Origin of the sequence: Ensifer sp. ENS03 (assembly GCF_014852035.1) — a bacterium.
In the GTDB taxonomy this organism is placed as follows: Bacteria; Pseudomonadota; Alphaproteobacteria; order Rhizobiales; family Rhizobiaceae; genus Ensifer; species Ensifer adhaerens.
Map to the genome: position 1 here is coordinate 1 of NZ_JACVAV010000022.1, position 15,650 is coordinate 15,650.

Genomic DNA, 15,650 nt, shown 5'->3' on the forward strand with positions numbered 1-15,650 from the left:
GATATGAAGCAGGATGTCTGGATAGTGAGCCATGGGAAACCCTTTACTGAATGAAGTTCGCCGCTTTGAGCGCGATGCCGTAGGATCAGGTCAATGGGGAACAGGTCGCCTGGCCAGGCGACCTTGAGATCTGGAGATGGGGACGTGGCCGCCCCGTTGCAAGGCGGCAACCCTATTCGGGGCGAACTGAAGACGCTCCGCTCGCAGACGTCAACCCCCTGGCTACCTTCTCGAACTCGTCTGCGTATTGCTAGCCCGATCAGGGGAGCGCCGATGTGGCCTGCGGCTGACCGCCGAAGTGGGCAATCATGAGCCTGCACAGGCTTTCCATTGCGGGTCCGCGGACCCGATCGATCCGACGGATCGTGTAGAGGGGGAGAAGCGGGCCGGGGAGACCGTTGCGGGCCGCGAGTGGCACCTCGCAGAGCCGCCCTTCGCCAAGATCTGCCGCGACCAGCCATAGCGGCAGATGACCCCACCCGGCCCCGGCAAGAATGAGGGCGCGTTTGGTCGCAAGGTCGCTGACCCTCAGCGTTTGCTGCGAGAAGACTGCGTAGCTCACCGCCTGCGCATCGGCTGCAGGATCCGCAACGACGATCTGCAGATGGTCGGCAAGATCGACCGTCGTCAGGCCAACGGTTCCGTCGCGGGGTGCGGCGAGGGGATGACCGCCGGCGCATACCGGAACCATGCCCGGAAAGGCGGCGACCGCTTCGCTGGCGATATGTGCGTCCGTTTCCTGTGCCGCCGTCAGGCCGAGGTCGCAGTCGCCGTCGAGCACCAGGCTCAACGCCATCGTCATCGGCGCCGTCACAAGCTCCACCCGCACGCCGGGATGGGCGCGGGTAAAATCGCTGATGACCCGTGCGATATCCGGCAGAGGAAGCAGCGGGTCGAGCGCCACGCGCAGCGCCGATTCCATGCCCTGATTGAAGCCGTTCGCCTTGGCCCGCAGCGCGTCGGCCTTTATCAGCAAGGTCCTGGCTTCTGCAAGCAAGGTCGCTCCGGCCTTCGTCAATTCGGGGCGGTGCTGGGAGCGGTCGAACAGCGGCAGGCGCAGTTCCGTTTCGAGGTTCAGGATGGCGCTGCTGAGGCCGGATTGGGCACGCCCGAGCGCGCGCGCTGCCGCCCGGAACGAACCGTGGTCGACGACGGCGACGAATACGCGCAACTGGTCGAGCGTCAAGGCATCCAGCATGATCGGCCATCCTGATCAAAGTGATCGATATTTGAGCAATTACATTGATCATTTGAATTGGGCAATGCTCCGCCCACGGGTTAAGGGAGCAGGCAATGGAACGGCCGATCATCAATCACACCTCCGACACGCGGGAGGCATGCGACTGTGATCGCATCACCGTCCGTATCTTCGCCTCTTCCGTCCCGTGCAACGTCGATGAAGCTTCTATCGCCGGCCGGCCGCCGGACGAGGCTTTCCTGCTGCTAGGGCCTGGCGTGGATCCGGTGTTTCGCACCCACGTTTCCGGATCTGTCGCCCAGGCTCTAGCGGTCGGGTACCGCACCGTTGGGAGCACGCCGTGATGCCGCGCATGCGCCCCATTCCCGCAATCGGCCAAGCTCGTGGCGTATCGTCACCTGATGCCCGCGATGTCAGTGCCGTTCTCGCGCTCGTCGCACGGGTCGAAGAGACCCAATGGCTCCGGGACGTCGACGGTTTCGTCTCGTTGCTGGCGCCACAGGCCGTATGGACAACCGCATTCGGGCGCCAAATCGTCGGCGCGCCGGCAATCCATGCCTTCACCGCCGCCGTACTCCCGAACCTGTTTCGCGATTTTCAGGCGCTCTACGACGTCGAGCGCATCACCTTCCTGCATGCGGATGTCGTCGCGGTGAACGTGCGGCAAATTCCTGTCGATGCCGAAGGCAACCGCCGGCCGGGCGAGGACGAGGGGCGGCCGCTCTATATTCTTCGACGCCACGATGGCGCCTGGAGGATCGTCGTCGCCCAGAACACCACGCACCAGAACGAAAAGATCGCCGCCCAGCAGCGGGCGGTGGATGAAGCAACCAGCGGCGAGACCCATGCGCATGAATGAAAGATCTGCCGGCCACGCCACCTTCGTCATTCGCCGCAGCTACGCCGCAACACCGGCGACCGTTTTCCATGCCTTTGCGGATCCCGCCACCAAACGACGCTGGTTCTTCGAAGGGGAGGGGTGGACGGTCGACGAATTCACCTCGTCTTTCGAGGTCGGCGGCCGCGAGCACAGCCGCTTCCGCGTCGGAAACGGTCCGGTCATGTGCAACCACACGATCTATCTTGAGATCGTTGCGAATAAGCGCATCGTCTTCTCCTATACGATGACCGTGGCGGGAAGGCCGATTTCGGCTTCTCTCGGAACCCTCGAATTTTCCGCCGACGGCGAGGGAACGCGCCTCAACTACACCGAGCAGGCCGCCTTCTTCGATCGTCTCAACGAGCCGGGCGAACGTGAGGTTGGGTTTCGCGAATTGTTTCAGGCGCTTGCCGACGAAGTCGAGCGCGCGCCGGCCGATGCCTGACGGACGGAGGAACCGTCACCACTGAAGCGATGGCCGTCAAAACCTGATGAGCGACACCCGAAGATGAACAATTTTTAATTGTTTTTCAGGGTGTTGCGCCATTGAAGCGGCCACATTTAGGCCCAGCTTCCGATAGTCGGCACCACCTATCGCCGCGTGCCGACAGCAAGGTCTGCGGAGGCGCCGATGCTCAGCCGATCAAGTGTCACGTGTCGTATCGCCGTCGTTCTTCTCGCAATCGCCGCCGTCGGGTTCGTGGTGGCGCGCAAGCCCGTGCCGAGCGAAGCGAAATTGCCAGCCAACGCGGCCGTCAGCACCAAGCGTGGCGCCGTGTCCGTGCAGACGGCGACAGTGACGCTTAAAGATGTTCCCGTTGTCGTCCATGCCCTGGGCAACGTGCAGGCCCCCGATACCGTGGAAGTGGGCGCGCGCATTGCGAGCCAGATCACGGCCATCCACATCAAGGATGGGCAGATGGTCAAGGCGGGCGACCTGCTATTCACGCTCGACGACCGCACGATAAAGGCCGGGCTTGCCCGTGACCAGGCAATCGTCGCCAAGGATACCGCGCAGCTTGCCGACGCCAACTCGGAACTCGAGCGTGCCAAAACCTTGCGCGACGACAAGACCGGCACCCAGCAAAGCTATGACACCGCTCTCTCGCTTCAGCAGGCGGCGCAGGGGACCCTGGATGCCGATCGCGCCGCCGTGGATGCCGATCAGGTCGCGCTGAGCCTGACCGAGATCACCGCGCCGATCGGTGGACGCCTGGGCGCCGTGCAGGTCGCGCTCGGAGATCTTGTCGGCCAATCGGGCGCGACATCGAACAATCTGGTGACGATCACGGCGATCGACCCGATCGACGTTACGTTCCGCCTGCCGGAAGAGCGCTTGCAGACGTTCAAGGATCTGATTGATCTCGGGACGCCTCCACCGGTTCGTGCCAGGTCAAGCGGCACGCAAACAGTGATCGGCGAAGGCGTACTCGATTTCATCGATTCTGCCGTCGATACCGCATCCGGCACCATTGCCATGCGCGCGACCTTCCCCAATACCGCTCAGAAGCTCTGGCCGGGCCAGTTCGTGGATGTCGATATCGATCAGGCGCAACTGCATCAGGCGCCTGTTATCCCGAGCGTTGCGGTCCAGCCCGGGCAGGACGGCCCGTTCGTCTTTGATGTGAAGGATGACAACACGGTCGAGACCCGCGCCGTGTCCGTGCTGGCCGACGACGGCAAGGAGGCCGCCATCGGCACGGGCCTTGCCGCCGGTGACCGGGTCATCATCGAAGGACAGGCGCGGCTGAAGTCGGGTGATGTCGTTGTCGCTGCAGGCGCGGCCGATCTGGCCGCGGATTAGGATTTGCCATCATTCGGGAGTGCGTGAAATGCCGCTGTCCGAGTTCAGTATCCGCCGACCGATCGCGACCGTATTGTTATCGGTCGCGCTCATCCTGGCAGGCGTTTTCAGCTATCTGATCCTGCCGATAGCCGCGCTTCCGCGAACGGATTTCCCGGTCATCAACGTTTCTGCCTCGTTGCCCGGCGCCTCGCCCGAGACCATGTCGACGTCGGTCGCCATTCCACTGATCAAGCAGTTCGCCACCATCGCCGGGATCGACACGATCTCGACGACGAATGCACTCGGCTCGACATCGATTTCAATCGAGTTCGTGCTCGGGCGCAACATCGATGCCGCCGCCGCCGACGTGCAGGCAGCTATCACCAGGACGCTCAGGCTGCTGCCACAGGACATGCCGGCGCCGCCAAGTTACCGGAAGGTCAACCCGGCGGATGCACCGGTTTTGCTCCTGGCGCTGAAGAGCAGCACCGTGCCGCTCACCACCCTCGACGCCATCGCGCAGCAGGTGATTTCGCCCACGCTTTCGGTGCTCGACGGGGTGGCGGAAGTGTCCATCTTCGGCAGCCAGCAATATGCCGTGCGCATTCAGATGCATCCTGACGCGCTTGCCGCGCGCGGCATTTCCGTCGACCAGTTGAGGACGGCGGTTGCGGCGGCGAACGACAATTCGCCTCTCGGCACCGCGCAGACCAGCGATCGTCAGGCGGCGATCGTTGCGGACACGCAGCGCATGAATGCCGCCAGTTTCGCGGATATCATCGTCAAAAGCGTCGACGGCAGGACCGTGCGGCTCGGTGACGTCGCGACGGTGATCGATTCCGTTGCCAACAACCAGACGGCAAGCTGGCACGACGGTTCGCGGGCGATCATCCTGGCCATCCAGCGGCAGCCGGATGCAAATACTGTTGAAGTCGTCGACCGGGTGCAGGCGCTGCTGCCGTCGCTTCGCCAGTCGCTTCCAGCCGCAGCCTCGATCGAAACGCTCAGCGACCGGTCCACGTCGATCCGCGGGGCGGTGCACGACGTCCAGTTCACCCTGATCCTCACCGTCGGCCTCGTGATCCTCGTCATCTTCGCCTTCGTTCGCCGCCTCTGGGCGACGCTTATTCCGGCGCTTGCCGTTCCGATCTCGATTATCGCCACCTTCGCGGCGATGTATCCACTTGGCTTTTCGATCGACAATATCTCGCTGATGGCGCTCACGCTTTCCGTCGGGCTGGTGGTGGATGACGCCATCGTCATGCTGGAAAATATCGTGCGGCACATGGAAGAGGACGGCATCGATGCTTTCTCGGCGGCGCTCATCGGTTCGCGTGAGATCGGCTTTACGATCATCGCGATTTCGCTGTCGCTCGTCGCGGTCTTCATTCCCGTCTTGCTGATGGGCGGCGTGATCGGCCGCATTCTCAACGAATTTGCGATCGTCGTCACCGTTGCCATCCTCGCCTCCGCCTTCGTTTCGCTCACCCTGACGCCGATGCTGGCGGCCCGGCTTCCAGCAAGGACAGACCGTGAAGAGAAGGCGCGCTGGCTCCAGCGGCTGGATCTTGCCTTCGAGCGAGGCTTCGACGGGCTGCTGCGCGCCTATGATCGGCTGCTATCGCTCTGCATGAAGGCGCGCGCGCTGGTGTTTCTGCTTTTCCTGTTTACCGTCGTGATCACGGGCTACCAGATCGCCACGATCCCGAAGGGGTTCTTCCCGCAGGAGGACATCGGCCAGTTGCAGGTTACGGCTCAGGCGCGCCAGGACATTTCCTTCGCCGCCATGTCGAAGCTCCAGTCCAATGTGGAGGCCGTCTTTGCCAGTTCGCCCTACGTGGACCATGTGGCAAGCACGATCGGCTCGGGCGGCGCGTCGAGCGCGCTCAACTCCGGTCGGCTGTTCGTCGAGCTAAAGCCCAAGAGCGAGCGTCCGCCGCTTGAAACCGTCCTTGCGGATTTGCGCCGGAAGCTGGCGGCGATCCCCGGTATCCAGGCCTTCATGTCGCCGGTCCAGAACCTCTCGGTCGGATCGCGCGCGTCGGCCAGCCAGTACCAGCTGGTGCTCCAGAGCCTCGATCAGCCGTTGATGAACGAATGGGCGCAGAAGCTCCATGATGCGATGAGCGCGGATCGGACCTTCTTTACCGACGTCAACAGCGACCTTCAGATCAACGCTCCACAAACACGCCTCGTGGTCGACCTCGACAAGGCGGCAACGCTCGGGGTCAGCACGAGCGAACTGCGCACCACGCTCTATGGCAGTTTCGGTACCGAGCAGATCTCGACGATCTACACGGCGGGCGACAGCTACGAAGTGATCCTGGAACTCGATCCCTCGATGCAATGGTCAGCCGACAAGTTCGACGAACTGCGTGTCGGCAGTGCCAATGGCGGCCTTGTTCCGCTCGGGGCCTTCGCCCGGGTCGAGACCGTATCCGGACCGCTCACCATCAACCAGCTCGGCCAGCTGCCAGCGGTCACGCTTTCCTTCAACCTGCCGGCCAAGGTCGCCCTCGGTGACGCCCTTGCGGAGATCGACCGCCTCAAGGCAGAAATCGGCATGCCGTCTGAGGTGACGACCCGCAATTACGGCACCACGCAGTTGTTCGAAGACGCCGCCGCCAACCAGGGTCTGCTGGTGCTGGCGGCGATCGTCACGATCTACCTCGTGCTCGGTATTCTCTATGAAAGCCTGATCCATCCATTGACCGTGCTTTCCGGTCTGCCGTCAGCCATATCCGGGGCGTTGCTTGCCATCTATTTCGGCGGTTTCGACCTCTCGATCATCGCTATTGTCGGCGTGCTAATGCTGATCGGTATCGTCAAGAAGAACGCCATCATGATGATCGACGTTGCGCTGACGCTGCAGCGCGCCGGTTCGCCGGCCGCCGAGGCCATCCATAAGGCTTGTGTCATGCGCTTCCGCCCGATCATGATGACCTCGGTTGCTGCGATCATGAGTACGCTGCCGATCGCGATCGGCAGCGGCGCCAGCGCAGAACTACGTCAGCCGCTTGGGGTCGCCGTCGTCGGCGGCCTGCTGGTGTCGCAGCTTGTGACCCTCTTCGTGACCCCTGTCATCTATCTGTACATGGAAGATTTCATGCGGGTCGCTTCCCGCCTGGTTCGCCGGGGGCTGCAGATCACCAGGGGCGAACGACCGACTGCGGTCGACGATCAGCCGGGACACGGATAGCCCGACGTTCCGGGATCACGCTACCCTCAGGCGGATGAGGCGGATGTGAAGACCGCAAGCTGCGCATCGAAGGCGCGCTTGTAGGCCGGCCGCGCCTTGCCGCGCGCGACGTAGGCGGAGAGGTTGGGATACGCGTCGAGCAAGCCTGAGTTTTCCAGCCTGCGCAGCACCGTCACCATCAGCAGGTCGCCGGCACTGAAGGCGCCATCTAGCCAGTCTGCCTCCGCGAGCCGCCTGGACAATTGGGCGAGCCGAACGCGGATACGATCTTCGAGCATCAGCAGGCGCTCCTGATACCAGTCCTTGTCGCGCTCCACGTAGGTGGTCGCTTCACGCTCGAGGATCGGCGGCTCCACGGTGTTAAGCGAGGCAAACATCCAAGTGATCGCCCGTGCGCGGGCATCGGCGTCACTTGGAAGCAGGCCGGCATGACGCTCCGCGACATGAAACACGATGGCACCGGTTTCGAACAGGGCAAGGTCGCCGTCCTGATAGGTAGGGATCTGCCCGAAGGGCTGAAGCGCGATGTGCGCAGGTTCCTTCATCGTCTTGAAGGTAACGAGGCGAACCTCGTAGGGCTGCCCCACTTCTTCGAGCGCCCAGCGAACGCGCATGTCGCGTGCGAGACCTCGGCCGCGATCGGGCGATTTTTCAAAGGCGGTAATCGTGATCGTCATCTTATCCTCCACGGCTTGCCTGTCCTGAAGACGATTGGCCAAGCGGGATGCCGACATTCATTTTCGCCGCTCGGCGCCGGAAGCGGAAACCGCGATGATGCTCCCAGATAAAGTGATCTCTTCCTCGGTCGGAGAACAGCCGGCTCGCTTCAAAAAGACGTACTGCTCGTCGAGACTAGCCCGAATGGACAGCTTGCTCCAACAGCCGTGGCGAAGTATAAAAGTGTCATAAACGTTATTGTCGAGCGCAATGGAAGTTGATGCCGGCAATTGCGTATCGCTTTCGCCTTTTGACCATGGATGTACTGGCAGAAGCCTTGAGAGCGAAAAAGAAAAAAAGGCCGGAGCCAGCGCGCTCCGGCCTTTTTTGCTGTCTGCTTATCGCTGCGATGCGCAATCCTATTGGCGCGGGCTTGCACCTTTAGCGGTCATGCATTGTTCCTGCTCCACGAGGGCTAATCCAGGGGTAGGTTTCCCCGTTTCGTCCTGTGGATGTTCGCGCCCCGTTCGCGACGGAGGGTCTAGGTGCTGCGATGCCGTGCCATCAGCTTTGCCTGAAGCACGACCACGACGAGCAGGAAGGCGCCGCGGATAACGGACTGCCAGTAGGCGGAAAGCGAGATCCAGCCGAGGCCGTTTTCGAAGTTCAAGATGTTGAAGACCATGGCAAGCAGCAGCGCGCCGGCAAGCGTCGCACCAACTGAGCCGGAACCGCCGGTCAACAGCGTACCGCCGACGACGACGGAAGCGATCGCGAAGAGTTCCCAGCCCACGCCTTCCGTCGGTTGCCCCGCGCCGAACTGGGAAGCGAGGATGACGCCGGCAAGACCGGCGAGCGTGCCCGAGGCGAGATAGACGCCGGCAAGCGCGCGCTCCACCTTCAGGCCCATCAGGCCAGCCGTCGCCTCGCCGTCACCGATCGCCAGGATATGCCGTCCGATCGGGAGCTTTTGCAGCACGAGCCAGCCGAGCACATAGGCCGCAAGCGCGATCCAGGCGGGAATGGGGAACCCCAGGAAATCGTCCTGCCCGATCACCGTGAAACCGGTGTCATAGGAGACGGAGACAGACTGGTTGTCCGCTAACAAAAGGCCGGTGCCATAGGCGGCGAGCATCGTCGCGAGTGTGGCGATGAAGGGCTGGATCCGCATCTTCGTAATGATGAAGCCGTTGAGCGCGCCGACGGCAAGGCCTGCCGCCATGCCGCCCGCAAGCCCCGCCGCCCAATGATAGGGGGATAACAGGGCTGCCACCACGCTTGCCATCGCCGCCGTGCCGCCGACCGACAGGTCGATGCCGCCGGTGATGATGACAAAGGCCATGCCGAGCGCGATCAGCGCGAACATCGAGTTGTAGCGCAGGAAGCTCAGGATGTTATAGGGCGACAGGAAGTTTTCATAGCGCAGCGCCCCGAAGAGGATGAGACCGGCAAGCGCCAGGATGACGCCGAACCGGGCAAGGTCGCCGGAGTTCTTGACCAGGAAGAGGCGGAGGATCGGTTGCATCGTGGTTGCCTCTAATGTTTGCTGGCGCGCTGCTGGATGAAGACGGCGGTGACAATCAGCCCGGCCTTGACGATGAGCGCTGCCGCATCCGGAACGCCATTGGCAAGCAGCGTGTAACGCACCAGCTGGATCACGAGGGCGCCGAGTACCGTGCCGACGATATTGGCCCGTCCGCCCGTCAGTAGCGTCCCGCCGACAGCAACCGCGGCGATCGCATCGAGCTCCATGCCGAGGCCGACAAGGTTGGCATCGCTTGCAGAGTTGCGGGCAACGACGATGAGACCGGCCACACCGGCAAGCGCGCCGCTTATCATGTAGACGAAGAGCTTGACCCGTTTCACCGGTATGCCGGTCAGGCGGGCGGCCTTCTCGTTGCCACCGACGGCGATGATCTGTCGGCCGATGACGGTGTAGCGGATCATCGCGAAAGCCGCTGCGACGATGACGATCATCAGCAGGACCTGGGCCGGAACGCCGGCGATGCGACCGAGTGCGATGAACTGGAAGCCTTCATTCTTGAAGACCTGCAGGTTGCCGTTGGTCATCACCTGGGCGATGCCACGGCCGGCGATGAACAGCACAAGCGTGGCGATGATCGGCTGGATCGAAAAGCGGGTGACGAGGAAACCGTTGAAGAGGCCGAAGAGGGCAGCGGCGGCGATCGGCAAGAGGAAGGCAAGAGCCACCGCGAGCGCCATGTTTTCCACCGGCCAGAACTGGCCCATGAAGATCATCGGCGCCAGTGCACCGGCAATTGCCATCAACGAACCGACGGAGAGGTCGATGCCGCCGGTGGCAATAACGAGCGTCATTCCGGTCGCGACGATGACGATTGTCGCAACCTGGGTGAGGTTCACGTTCAGCGTCTGCAAGGACAGGAAGTTCGGCGTGACGGCGACGTTGAAGAGGATCAGCGCCAGGAAGGCGACGAAGGTGCCGTAGCGGCTGGCGAGCGTCAAAAGCCTGTTTCCGGACGAAAGGGTTCCCGACGGCTGCGGGGCAGGGGTCTCGATCGTCGTCATGTCATTCTTCCTGGTGGGCTTCCTGGTGGACTTCCTGGTGGGCCATGGCGGCAAGCAGCGCCGTCTCGCTCAAGTCCTTGCGCGACAGCGTCGCGACGGAAGTACCGTCGCTCAGGACCGTCACGCGGTCGGCGGCGGCAAGCAGTTCTTCGAGTTCAGACGAAATCATCAGCACGCTCAAACCCTCGTCGGCGAGACTGCGCAGGAGTTTGAGGATTTCCGATTTAGCGCCGATGTCGATGCCGCGCGTCGGCTCATCTACGATGAGGACGCGCGGGTCTGTGGCAAGCCAGCGGGCGAGCAGGACCTTCTGTTGGTTGCCGCCGGAAAGCTCCTTGATCGGCTGATCGGGGGAGGCACATTTGACGCCAAGCGCCCGGATGTAGCGGCTGACGATCTCATCCTGGCGCGCGCGGTCGACGATACCGGCCTTCTTCAGCTTCGGCAGCAAGGCGAGCGTCATGTTTTCGCGGATGCTCATGTCGGGCACGATGCCGTCGATCTTCCGGTCCTCGGACACGAGGCCGATCCCGTCAGCGATCGCATCCGCCGGTTCGCGGTAGCTGCGTCCCTGTCCCTCCATGCGGATCGTGCCGCGCTCCATCCTATCGGCGCCGAAGATCAGGCGCGCCGTTTCGGTGCGGCCGGAGCCGAGCAGTCCGGCAAGGCCGGAGATCTCGCCCTCTCGCACAGCAAGGCTGACGTCGCGCACGCGCACGCCGGCGCCCGCCTTGTCGAGTTCGAGGCGGACGGGCCGCACCGGCGCGTCCTTCTCCGGTGCCATGGCCTGAAAGGCGGCAAGCTCCTTGCCGAGCATGTGGCGCACCAGCGCCATTTTCGGCATGTCCGCCATCGGGCTTTTGGCGACCGTCTGACCATCGCGCATGATCGTCACGCGGTCGCAGATCTCATAGAGTTCGTCGAGCCGGTGGCCGATGAAGATGACGGCGACGCCGGAGCGTTTCAGCGTGCGGATCGTATCGAAGAGGATGGCGACCTCGCGCTCGTCGAGCGAGGAGGTCGGTTCGTCCATGATGACGAGCCGGGCGCTCTGCGTCACCGCGCGGGCGATCGCCACCATCTGCCGTGTCGCCGCATCGAAATGCGCGACGGGACGGTCGACGTCGATCGTCAGGTTGAAGGTTTTGAGCACCGCTTCGGCCCCGCGCCGCATGGCGGAATAATCGATCATGCCGAACCGCTTCGGCTCGCGGGAGAGGTAGATGTTCTCCGCCACCGAGCGCTGCGGGGCGAGATTGATTTCCTGGTAGATCGTCGCGATCCCGGCGGCCTGCGCCTCAGCCGGCATCGAGAAATCGACATCCCGACCGTCGTAGGCGATGCTGCCTTCGTCCCGGCGATAGACGCCGGTCAGGATCTTGATGAGCGTCGACTTGCCGGCGCCGTTCTGGCCGACAAGCGCCATGACCTCCGCCGGTTCGACCTCGAGCGAGGCGGATTTCAGTGCCGGCACGCCGGCGAACGCTTTGGAAATGCCCTGCATGGACAGAAGCATGGGTCTCCTCCCTATCTTCGCCATCCGCCGCCCCATTTGGGGGTGGGCGTCATCAGCCTACACTTGAACGGGCTGAAGGTCATGCTGCCGTCAAAAAGACGGCCGAGACGGTTGCGCCGTCCCGGCCGTGGAGGCTCGGGAGATTGGATCAATAGGCGTTGGCGAGTTCGGCGGCCGCGTTGGAGGCGTCGTAGAACTTGTCGTCGTTGATGATCATCGGGTCGATCTTTTCGCCCTTGGCGTAGCGCATCATCGTCTCAAACGCCTTCGGCCCGAAGCGCGGGTTGCACTCGACGACGGCTGCGATCTTGCCGTCGACAACCGCCTGCACGGCCTCCTTGCCGCCATCGATCGACAGCACCAGGACGTCCTTGCCCGGCACCTTGCCGGCCGCTTCGAGTGCCGCGATCGCGCCGATCGCCATTTCGTCGTTGTGGGCGTAGATCACGTCCGCATCCGGATGGGCCTGGAGCAGGGCTTCTGCCACCTGGCGCCCTTTGTCACGGGCGAAATCGCCGGTCTGTGAGGCGACGATCTCGAAACCGCCGGCCGCTTTGATCGCCTCGTCAAAGCCCTTCTTGCGGTCGTTGGCGGGCGACGACCCGGTCGTGCCTTCGAGCTCGATGATCTTCGACTTGCCGTTGGCGTTCTTTACCAGCCATTCGGCAACGCGCTTGCCTTCTTCGACGAAGTTCGAGCCGATGAAGGTCAGATAGTCCTCGCCGGCCTTGGCCAACGACGGATCGACCGAGCGATCGAGCAGGATCACTGGAATGCCCGCCTTTTTCGCGGCCATGACGGCGGGGATCAGCGGCTTTTCTTCGCGCGGCGCGAGAAAGATCACATCGACGCCTTGAGCGATCATCGAGTTGACGTCGGCGACCTGCTTGGCGGCGGAACCGGCGGCATCCGTATAGACGAGCTGGAAGCCGAGCTTTTCCGCTTCGGCCTTCATGCTGTTCGTCTGGGCGATGCGCCAGGGATTGTTGGATTCGGTCTGCGCGAAGCCGACCTTGTATTTGTCCTTCTGCTCGAGCTTCGGCACTTCGGCGATCGCGACACCCGCAAGGGCGAGCGCGCCGACGGCCGTTGCCGCCAGCATGAAGGTACGACGGGAAATCGTGGTCATAATCGGGTTCTCCTCCCAGATTGGCCGGTGCTCCTCTACCGGACGTGAGCGTTTTTGCGCTTCACATCTCCAAATCTTGCGCTAATAATATTAGCAGTCAAGGCCAAAATTTATGAGCACTTGCAAAAGCCCGCGTGCGGTGCAATGCACGCTCAACTGCATGTTTCCGTCAATCGTCTCTGATTGAAGGGGAAAAACATGCAGAAATTCAAAGTGCTACAGCGACCTTTGCAAGTCTCCTAGACGCGCGGTGCTGTAGGGTAGGGGAACACACATGGCCAAGGGAAACGGGCGAAATCTGGAGAAAAAGGGGGAAGGACGCCCAACCATGACGGATGTCGCCAGGATAGCCGGCGTTTCCCAGTCAAGCGTTTCCCTGGTGCTGAACGAGATGTCGGGCTCGCGCATCTCGCCCGAAACGCAGCAGAAGGTGCGCGAGGCTGCTCATAAAATCGGTTATAAACTGCCAGCGACCCGAGGTCCGGTTGCAGCGGCGCCGGCGGTGGAAAAGGACACAATCGCCTTCATCGTCGATGAAATCTCCACCAGCCCGCACCCGGTCGTCAGCCTCGATGGCATTCGCGATTATGCTTTCGAGCAAGGCATGCTGGTCTCGGCGCATGTCACCCGCTCGAACCCGGAACTCGAGGAAGCGGTGTTGCGGTCGGTCCTGCGCGACCCCTCCATCGCCGGCGTCATTTACGCGACGATCTTCACCCGCAAGGTTGCCGTTCCCGAGGCGTTGGCGCCGCTGCCGACCGTGCTTCTCAATTGTTACTGCGAGCCGCGCCAGCATGTGGCGATCGTGCCGGGGGAGGTCGCCGGCGGTTTCGCCGCCACAGCGCATCTGACGGCGCTCGGCCACAAGCGCATCGGCTTCATCAACGGCGAGTGCTGGATGGACGCCGCCATGGATAGGCTGAAAGGCTACAAGCAGGCGCTTGCCTCAGCCGACATCGCCTTCGACGAAACGCTTGTGCGCGATGGCGACTGGCTGCCGCTCCGCGGCTACGAGGCCGGGCTGGACCTGCTCTCCATGCCCAACCCGCCGACAGCCATTTTCTGCGGCAATGACCTGATGGCGATCGGCGTCATGGAGGCGGCCCAGGAAAAGGGCTTGCGGGTGCCCACCGATCTCTCGGTGATGGGCTATGACGACCAGGAACTGGCGCGCTACACCCATCCGCCGCTCTCGACCCTCGTGCTGCCGAACTATGAAATGGGCCAGAAGGCGGCCGAACTTCTGATCGACATGGCGATCCACGGAAAACACATGCGGCCGATGACAATAAAAGTCGACGGACCGCTGGTGGTTCGCGATACCACCGCTCTCCTGTCCGCAGCCAGAGCTTCAAAGAACGCTCGATAAACGCCGCCAGCAGCGCTCCCTCCCTTGCCCCGCCGCGGCGCGCGCGAGGCCGTGACGCCGACGCCGGTAATCTAGATACTTCGGATCCCTTGCTCAACGTGTGTCATCAGCACGACCGCCATAAAAACGCTCGTTTGTACACAACGGTTACGTGTGTTATCCGGCCGCCGTGATTTTCGGCGGTCCGTGAGTCTGCGTCCAGCAGACTGCAATCGCGGTATTGGGATTGGTTATTGATGTTTGAGAAGGAAGCCTACTGGGTTTCGTGGTTGCGCTGGCATCTCTATCGAAAGCGCAGGGGCAAGCAGGGAGATGCCTTCAAAGGTGCCCTGCTGAAAATGCGAACGGCCGTGCGCAGACTGCCAAGGGGTGCACTGGTGCTTGATTGCGGCGCCAACGTGGGTGACGTCAGCGGCTATTTCCTGGCCAAGGGAATGAAGGTAATCGCGTTTGAGCCGGACCCGACTGCACTTGCGGTCCTCAAAGCGCGCTTCCCGAACGAGCCGCGACTGGTCATCGAGCAGAAGGCTGTCGGGGCCGCCGCCGGCTTTGCGCCATTCTATCAGACCGAGGCGCTTGCCGATGGCAACATCAAGGAGACGATTGCCTCCTCCTTGATGCGTCGCGACGTTCACACGACGGCACCCGTTGCTCAGGTGGAGATCGCCAACCTGGCTGAATACATTCGTGGTTTGCCGGAGCGCGTGCGCATCCTCAAACTCGACATTGAAGGTTACGAGGCTGAAGTCCTCGAAGCCCTACTCGCGGAACGCCTCGAGCGTCAGATCGACTTGATCCTGGTCGAAACCCACGAATTCTTCTCGGAAGAGCTAGCCGCTCGGATCGGTGCGCTGCGCTTGCGGATCGAACGGGAGAAGATCACGAATGTCTGCCTGGATTGGCACTAGAGCAGGCGGATCGTCGCTCTCACCTGGTTGCGCTTGGGTACTTGGTGGCGATCTTGCAACATCCATGGCAACCAGGAGGCAGGTGCTTCCGGTCGAAGTCCCGTGCGAACGTCGAGTCTTGGTTTGAGGGGCGAAGCCGGGGGCTCGCTTCTCGTCGTCAGTCGCGCACCAACTAAGGCGCGCCGGAATGCTCCGCGCGGGTAGGTACATGGTCGCGCTCGGCCGGCGCGTCGAAGGGGCACGGCTTTGACCAGTGAGTCGAGAGGCGAGACTGTCGCATCTCTAACTGGCCCAACTGTCGCACTTCAAATTAGAATGTACCCGGCTACAAGTTATGTGGCAGCCAAGTTGAACTGTCCGCTTTGGCGCAAAGTTAAAATGTCAATTTGAGCTGCCCTACGGCACGACGACCAGCCCCGATCTGACCGGCTGATCCGGTTGCAAGATCAGATCGGGGTGGG

At 62.4% G+C, this 15,650-nt stretch carries 13 protein-coding genes; 7 read left to right on the top strand and 6 right to left on the bottom strand.

Features of this window, described 5'->3' with window-relative positions; all coding sequences use genetic code 11:
* Window positions 1–259: 259 nt before the first annotated feature.
* The gene (locus IB263_RS33670) at window positions 260–1,198 is read right to left on the bottom strand and encodes a LysR family transcriptional regulator (RefSeq protein ID WP_060580693.1); all 939 of its coding nucleotides are present in this window, start codon (window positions 1,196–1,198) and stop codon (window positions 260–262) included.
* Between the two features lie 95 nt (window positions 1,199–1,293).
* Between IB263_RS33670 and IB263_RS33675 the strand changes: the two genes are divergently transcribed.
* The 5 genes from IB263_RS33675 to IB263_RS33695 all read left to right on the top strand — a co-directional run bounded on the left by IB263_RS33675 (window position 1,294) and on the right by IB263_RS33695 (window position 7,063).
* Complete coding sequence (locus tag IB263_RS33675; protein ID WP_060529873.1) at window positions 1,294–1,542, top strand: hypothetical protein; 249 nt, start codon at window positions 1,294–1,296, stop codon at window positions 1,540–1,542.
* Window positions 1,542–2,057: an SgcJ/EcaC family oxidoreductase gene (locus IB263_RS33680; protein ID WP_060529874.1), complete on the top strand. Its 516-nt coding sequence runs from the start codon at window positions 1,542–1,544 to the stop codon at window positions 2,055–2,057. The genes IB263_RS33675 and IB263_RS33680 overlap by 1 nt, the downstream gene beginning before the upstream one ends.
* Window positions 2,050–2,523: an SRPBCC family protein gene (locus IB263_RS33685; protein ID WP_192439596.1), complete on the top strand. Its 474-nt coding sequence runs from the start codon at window positions 2,050–2,052 to the stop codon at window positions 2,521–2,523. The genes IB263_RS33680 and IB263_RS33685 overlap by 8 nt, the downstream gene beginning before the upstream one ends.
* A gap of 186 nt (window positions 2,524–2,709) precedes the next feature.
* The gene (locus IB263_RS33690; RefSeq protein WP_192439597.1) at window positions 2,710–3,882 is read left to right on the top strand and encodes an efflux RND transporter periplasmic adaptor subunit; all 1,173 of its coding nucleotides are present in this window, start codon (window positions 2,710–2,712) and stop codon (window positions 3,880–3,882) included.
* A gap of 28 nt (window positions 3,883–3,910) precedes the next feature.
* On the top strand, window positions 3,911–7,063 hold the full coding sequence (locus tag IB263_RS33695) for an efflux RND transporter permease subunit (RefSeq protein WP_192439598.1): 3,153 nt from the start codon (window positions 3,911–3,913) through the stop codon (window positions 7,061–7,063).
* A 26-nt stretch (window positions 7,064–7,089) separates the two neighbouring features.
* Here the strand turns inward: IB263_RS33695 and IB263_RS33700 are convergent, their stop codons facing one another.
* The 5 genes from IB263_RS33700 to IB263_RS33720 all read right to left on the bottom strand — a co-directional run bounded on the left by IB263_RS33700 (window position 7,090) and on the right by IB263_RS33720 (window position 12,912).
* Window positions 7,090–7,740 carry a glutathione S-transferase family protein gene (locus IB263_RS33700; RefSeq protein WP_060529877.1) on the bottom strand — a complete coding sequence of 217 codons (651 nt, stop codon included), beginning with the start codon at window positions 7,738–7,740 and terminating at the stop codon, window positions 7,090–7,092.
* Window positions 7,741–8,261: 521 nt separating this feature from the next.
* Window positions 8,262–9,245, bottom strand: coding sequence for an ABC transporter permease (locus tag IB263_RS33705; RefSeq protein WP_034803377.1), 984 nt, complete (start codon window positions 9,243–9,245; stop codon window positions 8,262–8,264).
* Window positions 9,246–9,256: 11 nt separating this feature from the next.
* The gene (locus IB263_RS33710) at window positions 9,257–10,267 is read right to left on the bottom strand and encodes an ABC transporter permease (RefSeq protein WP_034803379.1); all 1,011 of its coding nucleotides are present in this window, start codon (window positions 10,265–10,267) and stop codon (window positions 9,257–9,259) included.
* A 1-nt stretch (window position 10,268) separates the two neighbouring features.
* A complete protein-coding gene (locus IB263_RS33715; RefSeq protein WP_060521186.1) occupies window positions 10,269–11,783 on the bottom strand; it encodes a sugar ABC transporter ATP-binding protein in 1,515 nt (504 codons plus the stop codon).
* A 148-nt stretch (window positions 11,784–11,931) separates the two neighbouring features.
* Window positions 11,932–12,912 carry an ABC transporter substrate-binding protein gene (locus IB263_RS33720; protein ID WP_057251674.1) on the bottom strand — a complete coding sequence of 327 codons (981 nt, stop codon included), beginning with the start codon at window positions 12,910–12,912 and terminating at the stop codon, window positions 11,932–11,934.
* 274 nt (window positions 12,913–13,186) lie between these two features.
* On the opposite strand from IB263_RS33720, the gene IB263_RS33725 reads away from it, so the two are divergent.
* Together IB263_RS33725 and IB263_RS33730 are read left to right on the top strand one after the other, a co-directional pair.
* Complete coding sequence (locus IB263_RS33725) at window positions 13,187–14,281, top strand: LacI family DNA-binding transcriptional regulator (RefSeq protein ID WP_162727315.1); 1,095 nt, start codon at window positions 13,187–13,189, stop codon at window positions 14,279–14,281.
* A gap of 236 nt (window positions 14,282–14,517) precedes the next feature.
* Complete coding sequence (locus IB263_RS33730; RefSeq protein ID WP_034803387.1) at window positions 14,518–15,189, top strand: FkbM family methyltransferase; 672 nt, start codon at window positions 14,518–14,520, stop codon at window positions 15,187–15,189.
* The last annotated feature ends 461 nt before the right edge of the window (window positions 15,190–15,650 follow it).

Coding starts and splice junctions, on each gene's coding strand:
- IB263_RS33710 (WP_034803379.1), bottom strand. CDS start 10,267: ATGACGACGATCGAGACCCCTGCCCCGCAGCCGTCGGGAACCCTTTCG.
- IB263_RS33675 (WP_060529873.1), top strand. CDS start 1,294: ATGGAACGGCCGATCATCAATCACACCTCCGACACGCGGGAGGCATGC.
- IB263_RS33725 (WP_162727315.1), top strand. CDS start 13,187: ATGGCCAAGGGAAACGGGCGAAATCTGGAGAAAAAGGGGGAAGGACGC.
- IB263_RS33715 (WP_060521186.1), bottom strand. CDS start 11,783: ATGCTTCTGTCCATGCAGGGCATTTCCAAAGCGTTCGCCGGCGTGCCG.
- IB263_RS33720 (WP_057251674.1), bottom strand. CDS start 12,912: ATGACCACGATTTCCCGTCGTACCTTCATGCTGGCGGCAACGGCCGTC.
- IB263_RS33670 (WP_060580693.1), bottom strand. CDS start 1,198: ATGCTGGATGCCTTGACGCTCGACCAGTTGCGCGTATTCGTCGCCGTC.
- IB263_RS33700 (WP_060529877.1), bottom strand. CDS start 7,740: ATGACGATCACGATTACCGCCTTTGAAAAATCGCCCGATCGCGGCCGA.
- IB263_RS33680 (WP_060529874.1), top strand. CDS start 1,542: ATGCCGCGCATGCGCCCCATTCCCGCAATCGGCCAAGCTCGTGGCGTA.
- IB263_RS33690 (WP_192439597.1), top strand. CDS start 2,710: ATGCTCAGCCGATCAAGTGTCACGTGTCGTATCGCCGTCGTTCTTCTC.
- IB263_RS33685 (WP_192439596.1), top strand. CDS start 2,050: ATGAATGAAAGATCTGCCGGCCACGCCACCTTCGTCATTCGCCGCAGC.
- IB263_RS33705 (WP_034803377.1), bottom strand. CDS start 9,245: ATGCAACCGATCCTCCGCCTCTTCCTGGTCAAGAACTCCGGCGACCTT.
- IB263_RS33730 (WP_034803387.1), top strand. CDS start 14,518: ATGTTTGAGAAGGAAGCCTACTGGGTTTCGTGGTTGCGCTGGCATCTC.
- IB263_RS33695 (WP_192439598.1), top strand. CDS start 3,911: ATGCCGCTGTCCGAGTTCAGTATCCGCCGACCGATCGCGACCGTATTG.